Raw genomic sequence first — 5,171 nt, 5'->3', positions numbered from 1 at the left:
GGGAGGCGCAGGCCGAACTCGACAAGGTCATCGGCAGGGCGAAGAAGCTCGCCGAGGAACACGAGGAGAAGGCTCGGCACCGCGCCGGCACGCCGTCGGCGTTGGGTCCGTCGTAGTCCTCGCCGTAGGCGCCCTTGGCGGGGCGGCGGCGGCGCATGGGCGGCTCGACGCCGTCCGCGAGTCGGCGGGCGGTGAGCAGGAAGCCGGTGTGGCCGATCATCCGGTGGTCCGGGCGGACGGCCAGGCCCTCGACGTGCCAGTTGCGGATCATCGACTCCCAGGCGCTCGGCTCGTTGAAGCTGCCGATCTCGCGGATGGACTCGACGGTCCGGGCGAGCTGGGTGGTGGTGGCGACGTAGCAGCAGAGGATGCCGCCGGGGACCAGTGCCTTGGAGACGGCCTCCAGGCATTCCCAGGGGGCGAGCATGTCGAGGATGACGCGGTCGACCTCGGTGTCGGAGAGGTTGTCCTGGAGGTCGCCGACGGTGAGCTGCCAGGCGGGGTGCGGGCCGCCGAAGTAGCGCTCCACGTTCTGCTGGGCGATCTCGGCGAAGTCCTCGCGGCGCTCGTAGCTGTGCAGCATGCCCTGGTCGCCGATGGCGCGCAGCAGGAAGCTGCTGAGCGAGCCGGAGCCGACGCCTGCCTCCACGACGCGTGCGCCGGGGAAGATGTCGGCGAAGGCGAGGATCTGCCCCGCGTCCTTCGGGTAGACGACGGCTGCCCCGCGGGGCATGGACAGGACGTAGTCGGGGAGCAGGGGGCGCAGCGCGAGGTAGGCGACGTTACCGGTGGTGCGGACAACGCTGCCCTCGGGTGCGCCGATCAGCTCGTCGTGGGGGAAAGAACCCTTGTGGGTATGGAAGTTCTTTCCGGCCTCGAGCGTGAACGTGTAGTGGCGGCCCTTGGGGTCGGTCAGCTGAACCTGGTCCCCGACCTTGAAGGGCCCGCGCCTGCGGGCGGCACCGGTCGGTTCGGACATGTGAACAGCCTACCGGCGATTAGGACGTCAGCCGACCACTGGGATGGAGCACCGCTCTCCTAAAGCAGGTGTCGCAGAAAGCGGGTGGGTCAACTGGGCCGGGCCATCGCCTTGACGAACGCGCGCTCCACGTCCGCCGCGGACAGGACGCCGTAGATCTCGCCGGTCTCCTCGACCACCAGGTACTCGGTGGCCGGGGTGGCGCGCAGGGCGTCGAGGAGGTCCTCGCCGGCCAGCTCGGCCGAGACGCGCATGCCGTCGGTGAGGTCCTGGGCGAGGCCGCTGACGGCGACCCAGGGGCGGCGGTGTTCGGGTACGCCGACGATGGCGGCCTCGCGGACGAGGGAGAGGGGCGTGCCCTCGGGGTCGACGACGACCAGGGCGCGGGCGCCGGCGGAGTTGGCGCGGCGCAGGGCCTCGGAGAGCGGGGTGTTGGTCTCGACGGGGACGGCGCGGCGGGTGAGGTTGCGGGCGCGCAGTTCCGGGAGGTGTTCGCGCAGGCGGGCCATACGGAGGCTGTTGCCGGCGCCGGTCCAGATGATCGCGGCGAGGATCGCGGCGAGCAGGGCGTCGGTGACGGTGTCCATGCCGACGTTGTCCTCGGCGGTGGAGCCGAGCGCGCCGGACTGGGTGAGCAGCGGGAGGCCGATGAGGACGGAGACGGCGAGGGCGCGGCCGACCCAGGCGGCAGCGATGGTGCCGCTCATCGGGCGGCCGGTGATCTTCCAGACGACCGCGCGCAGCATGCGGCCGCCGTCGAGGGGCAGGCCGGGCAGGAGGTTGAAGGCGGCCACGATGAGGTTGGAGACCATCAGGCCGGCCAGCAGGACGCCGGGGACCGTGCCGGGCTCCACGGGCTGCATCGCGAGGTAGAAGATGCCGGACAGGACGAGGGAGAGCAGCGGGCCGACGAAGGCCAGCACGAACTCCCTGCCGGGGGTCTCGGCTTCCTTCTCGATCTCGGAGACGCCGCCGAAGAACTGGAGCTGGATGCGGCGGACGGGGAGTTTGAAGCGCAGTGCGGCGACCGTGTGGGCCAGTTCGTGGATGAGGACCGAGGCGTAGAAGGCGACCGCGAAGAAGAGGGAGACCAGGTAGCGGGCGGCGCCGAGTTCGGGCAGCACGCGGTCGAGCTGGCCGCCGAACACCCAGGTGATCAGGGCGGCGACGAGGAACCAGCTGGGCGCCACGTAGACCGGCACGCCGAAGGGCCGTCCCATCAGCAGCCCGCCACGGGGCTCGGGGCGCTGCGGCGGGGGCTGCTTGGCCGCACCGGAACGGCTGCGCCTGCGGGTGCCTTCGGCGACGGGGGTGGGGGTGGTGGGGTGGTCGTCGTCCTGGGCGGGGGCGGGGGCGGCCTTCGAGACGTCGACGAAGGTCTCGGGGTGGTCGCCGGACGCGGGGGCTTCTCCAGGTGCGGGGGCCTCTCCGGGTACGGGCACGCGGTCGGCGGGCGCCGCGGCGGGCTCGTCGGGGACGGGTGAGTGGCCGTCGGCCGCGGCAGGACTGCCGTCGGACGCAGAAGGGCCGACGTCGGAGGCGAACGGGTTGCCGTCCGAGGCAAAGGGGTTGCCATCGGAGGCGAACGGGTTGCTGTCGGAGGCGAAGGGGTTCTCGTCCGGCGTCGACGCACGCTCACCCGACGCTCCGGCGCGCGCGCCGGAGAAGGGGGCGCCGTTACCGGACGCAGAATCGCCACCGTCGGAATGGCTGCCCGAGGCCGGGACACCTTCGTTGGACGCGCCCAAGACGGAGGCACGGTCCGCGGACGCGGGAGCGTCGCCGCTGGAATCGCCGCCCGCGCCCGGGACACCCTTGTCAGACGCTCCCGAGACGGGACCACGGTTCGCGGACGCAGACGCGTCGCCGAAGGAACTGTCGCCCGAGACCGAAACGCCCTCGGCGGACGCGCCCGAGACGGAGGCGCGGTCCGTGGACGCGGAAGCGTCGCCGTCGTGGCTGGCGCCCGGCATGGAGGCGTCCTCGGTGGGCGTCGGTTCGCGAGGGGTGTCGGCCTCGGTTTTGTCGGGGGACGGGGCGGGTCGGCGCACGCCGTTGGGGCGGTCGTCGGCCGGGCCGGCCGGGGCCGCAGGGCTCGCGTGGTGGTCGGCCGACTCGTCGGTGCCCGACCGCGGCTGCCCGCTCCCGCCGCTCTCGTCCACGATGTCCCCTCGTTCGAAGCGTCCTCCGTGCCTGCCGGCCGGAAGGGTCTCGGGTCGATGGTATGCGGCCGTCGCGGCGCGTTCCGCCCCGGCACCCCCCGAGTTTCCCCACCTGTCGCAGCTGTTGCGGCCATGGCCGGGTCACTGTCAGTGGCGGGCCGTAAGGTCTGGAGGCATGGAGACGAGCACGGAGGACACCGCGCAGGCGCCCGGCGGCGGTGCCCCGAAGGGGGATTCGCCGGTCGCGATCGAGCCGGAGGGCACGGTGGCGGTCGAGAGTGGGACCGGCAGCGGGAGCGGGAGCGGAGCGATCGTCGACGTGATCGGCCCCGCCGGCCCGGACGTCGTCGTGGCCCCCGTCGCCATAGCGCCCGCCAGCCTCTCCCCCTCCCGAGCCGGCGACTTCATGCAGTGCCCCTTGCTCTACCGGTTCCGGGTCATCGACCGGCTGCCCGAGAAGCCGAGCGAGGCGGCGACCAGGGGCACCTTGGTGCACGCGGTGCTGGAGCGGCTCTTCGACGCGCCGGCGACGGAGCGCACCGCGCCGCGGGCCAAGTCCCTCGTTCCCGGGCAGTGGGACCGGCTGCGCGAGAGCAGGCCCGAGGTCGTGGAGTTGTTCGAGGACGATCCTGGCGGGGAGCGGCTGGCGCGCTGGCTGGGTGAGGCGGAGCAGCTGGTCGAGCGCTGGTTCACGCTGGAGGACCCGACGCGTCTGGAGCCCGCCGAGCGGGAGCTGTTCGTCGAGACGGAGCTGGACTCTGGGCTGAAGCTGCGCGGGATCATCGACCGGGTCGACGTGGCGCCCACGGGCGAGGTGCGGATCGTCGACTACAAGACGGGCAAGGCGCCCCGCCCGGAGTACGCGGAGGGCGCCCTGTTCCAGATGAAGTTCTACGCCCTGGTGGTGTGGCGGCTGAAGCAAGTCGTCCCGCGCAGGCTCCAGTTGGTGTACCTCGGCAGCGGTGACGTGCTGACCTACGACCCGGTCCCGGCCGACCTGGAGCGGGTGGAGCGCAAGCTGCTCGCGCTGTGGGAGGCGATCAGGCTGGCGACGGAGACGGGCGAGTGGCGACCGCGTCCGACGAAGCTGTGCGGCTGGTGCGATCATCAGGCGCACTGTCCGGAATTCGGCGGGACTCCCCCGCCCTATCCGCTGCCGGTGAGGGCGCCCGAGTCCGGTGCCGTCCAACAGGGCAGAATGGGGCCGGACTAGCGAAGGAGACTTACGTGGCCATCCGCGTCCTACTCGTCGACGACCAGCCGCTGCTGCGTACCGGCTTCCGGATGATTCTGGAAGCCGAGCAGGACCTCGCGGTCGTCGGCGAGGCCGGAGACGGCCTCCAGGCCCTCGACCAGGTCCGGGCCCTGCAGCCCGACGTGGTCCTGATGGACATCCGGATGCCCCGGATGGACGGCGTGGAGGCGACCCGGCAGATCACCGGACCGGGGCGGGACGGCCCGGCGAAGGTGCTGGTCCTGACCACCTTCGACCTCGACGAGTACGTGGTGGAGGCCCTTCGGGCGGGCGCCAGCGGCTTCCTGCTCAAGGACGCCCCGGCCAACGAACTGGTGCAGGCGATCCGGGTGGTGGCCGCCGGCGAGGCCATGCTCGCGCCGAGCATCACCCGACGGCTGCTCGACAAGTACGCCACCCACCTGCCCTCCGGCGACGAGCCCGTGCCGGACACCCTGCACACGCTCACCGAGCGCGAGGTGGAGGTGCTGAAGCTGGTGGCGCGCGGTCTGTCCAACGCGGAGATCGCGGCGGACCTGTTCGTCAGCGAGACCACCGTCAAGACGCACGTGGGGCATGTCCTGACCAAGCTGGGGCTGCGCGACCGGGTGCAGGCCGCGGTCTACGCGTACGAGAGCGGGCTGGTGCGTCCCGGCGCGCAGTAGGCGGAGCAGGACTGCCGTACACGTCACGTCGTACGAAACAGAGGGGCCGCTTCCGAAAGGCCGTCGTCTGCGCGGGCATGGTCGCCATCACCGCCGGCCTGCTCATACGGCCCTACATCGGCGGCACGCCC

Annotated in this window: 3 protein-coding genes and 1 pseudogene; 2 read left to right on the top strand and 2 right to left on the bottom strand. The window is 72.2% G+C overall.

Annotation, left to right across the window (positions count from 1 at the left end; translation table 11 throughout):
- Positions 1-79: 79 nt before the first annotated feature.
- Positions 80-979 (bottom strand): annotated as a pseudogene (locus tag ACWDR3_RS47095) (tRNA (adenine-N1)-methyltransferase); the annotation flags it as partial.
- Positions 980-1,068: 89 nt separating this feature from the next.
- Positions 1,069-3,141 (bottom strand): site-2 protease family protein, encoded by a 2,073-nt coding sequence (locus ACWDR3_RS47090; protein ID WP_450358845.1) that lies wholly within the window; start codon positions 3,139-3,141, stop codon positions 1,069-1,071.
- Positions 3,142-3,316: 175 nt separating this feature from the next.
- On the opposite strand from ACWDR3_RS47090, the gene ACWDR3_RS47085 reads away from it, so the two are divergent.
- On the top strand, positions 3,317-4,354 hold the full coding sequence (locus ACWDR3_RS47085) for a RecB family exonuclease (RefSeq protein WP_450358844.1): 1,038 nt from the start codon (positions 3,317-3,319) through the stop codon (positions 4,352-4,354).
- Between the two features lie 14 nt (positions 4,355-4,368).
- On the top strand, positions 4,369-5,040 hold the full coding sequence (locus ACWDR3_RS47080; protein ID WP_058926326.1) for a response regulator: 672 nt from the start codon (positions 4,369-4,371) through the stop codon (positions 5,038-5,040).
- Positions 5,041-5,171 lie beyond the last annotated feature (131 nt).

The sequence above is a fragment of the Streptomyces sp. NPDC001002 genome, from assembly GCF_053599215.1.
The sequence above is the reverse complement of the archived record's forward strand: the minus strand, read 5'-3'. Positions and strand labels throughout refer to the sequence as shown.

Bases quoted from the DNA above. Each gene is read 5' to 3' on its own strand.
- ACWDR3_RS47085 (WP_450358844.1), top strand. From the start codon at position 3,317: ATGGAGACGAGCACGGAGGACACCGCGCAGGCGCCCGGCGGCGGTGCC.